This window comes from uncultured Citricoccus sp. (assembly GCF_937871995.1).
In the GTDB taxonomy this organism is placed as follows: Bacteria; Actinomycetota; Actinomycetes; order Actinomycetales; family Micrococcaceae; genus Citricoccus.
Genome location: NZ_CALMQR010000155.1, coordinates 1 through 1,687, shown reverse-complemented (window position 1 = coordinate 1,687; position 1,687 = coordinate 1). Strand labels below are relative to the sequence as shown.

Sequence of the window (1,687 nt, the reverse complement as noted above, 5' to 3'; positions counted from 1 at the left end):
GGGCCTGGTGCCGGCCTTGCAAGGGGATGGGCTTGGTTAGGTCATCGGGGCCCGGTGCCTCACGGCGAGGCCTCCCGTTGGTCGATCCGCTTGCGACAGGCGATCACTCGAAATTGTCTTTCCGGGCGTTTCGTTCGGTAGTGATGAAAAAGACGATGACGCCCACGGCTGCGATGGCGACACCAATGAACACTGCCGAGCTCTGGGTCCAGATAGCGAGAAGTAACCCGATTGCTGTTGCCAAGGCATAGGCGGCTCCCATCCTCCGCAAGCGGGCATGGATAACGTGCTTCACCGGTTTGTCGTCCGACATCGTCAACTCCCTCTGCGCAACCTCGTCGCCCAAGGATTCGGCTCCGTTTGTCGCGCTGTGAGCTTGCATCCTTGCTGATCAACGGTGACTTGTTGAGGTCTGACTGCTCAGTGACGGCATAAGCCCCGGGCCTGGAGAAGAACCCGGCTGATGTCGTCAACCGACAGGTATCCGCTGACCGGCCGGGGATAGGGCTACGTCGCCCTGCCGACATGTCCCTTGAAGGCGGGAGCAGCACGAAGTCTGGGCTTGCCACCACGGACCATCAGCATGACGCCCACGCCGTCCGCATGGGGATCGGTTGGTCGGGTGGGGCGGCCCGGAACGCCATGCGCTCTGCCCCATGCACGTGAGGTCAGGTCCAGGCCGTCCGTCCGACGTCGCCGTGGAGTGTGGTGGACAGCTCGCGCACCGTGTACAGAACGTCCAGGTATTGCAGTTCGACGGCGACGTGGTTCTGAAGGTCCACGATCGCGTGGCCGCGCCCGACGGGGCCGGCGAACTCCAGCCGGACGCTGTCCCCGTTGCGCCAGGCGTCCACGACCTCGTAGTTCGAGGTGTAGTCCCAGATCGACAGGTCCAGGGGGCTGAACATGGCCAGCACCGGGTGGGCCATCGGGAACTCGTCGCGCTGCGTGCGCAGCGGCGGGGCGTCCACCGGCTCGAAGACCAGCTCCTGGGTGCGGGGGTTGTAGCTGACGGTCTCGTCGTCGGTGGTGCTGCGGTATTCGCCGGTGGGGGACCGGGCGACCACCTGGAGGATGCGGGTGGAGCGCCCGTCGGTGGCCTGGACGGTGGCCTCGATCTGTTCGGGGGCGGAGAGCGCCCTTTTGGAGGTGATCAGAGCCGACAGGCTCGTGGCGGCATCATTCATGGTCACTCCATTCCAGTCGTCGTCCCCATCATGCCCCCGGACGCCTGTGCCGGCGGGGGATCCCCCGGACGCCTGTGCCGGCGGGGGATCCCCTGGCGGGGCGGCACTGAGTGATCAATCGGAAGTCCATCCGCAGTTCTGGCTCGCCTGGATGCGCGGGCTGCCAGAATGTGCCTGTGAGTCTTCCGGGAGCAAGCAGAACGAAGGGTGGGTGGGGTCTGGTCTGGCCCGACATTGATGCATGGCGGTCATTGCCAATACGCCTCCCCACGTGGCGTGGATGCGTGGACCAGGCTCGCGGCCTGCCCGAACGGGACCTGGTGGCTGGTGTCCGCCGCGAATCGTGCCAGTCCGTCGTCGAGGAAAGGAATGCGGTTGAGTGAGAACCGTCTTTCTGCACTGCAGTCAGAGGCGTTCATCCTGCTTCCGGACACGGTGCAGGATTTGGAGGACTTCGTCTCCCACCCGGAGCGGTACCTGGTGAGTTTGGATGCCGAACC

The 1,687-nt window shown here is 65.0% G+C and carries 2 protein-coding genes; both read right to left on the bottom strand.

The window, feature by feature from the left end:
• Positions 1-103: 103 nt before the first annotated feature.
• Entirely contained in the window at positions 104-313 is a 210-nt protein-coding gene (locus Q0283_RS17305; RefSeq protein WP_298045900.1) for a hypothetical protein, read from the bottom strand.
• A 355-nt stretch (positions 314-668) separates the two neighbouring features.
• The gene (locus Q0283_RS17300; RefSeq protein ID WP_298045898.1) at positions 669-1,187 is read right to left on the bottom strand and encodes a hypothetical protein; all 519 of its coding nucleotides are present in this window, start codon (positions 1,185-1,187) and stop codon (positions 669-671) included.
• Positions 1,188-1,687 lie beyond the last annotated feature (500 nt).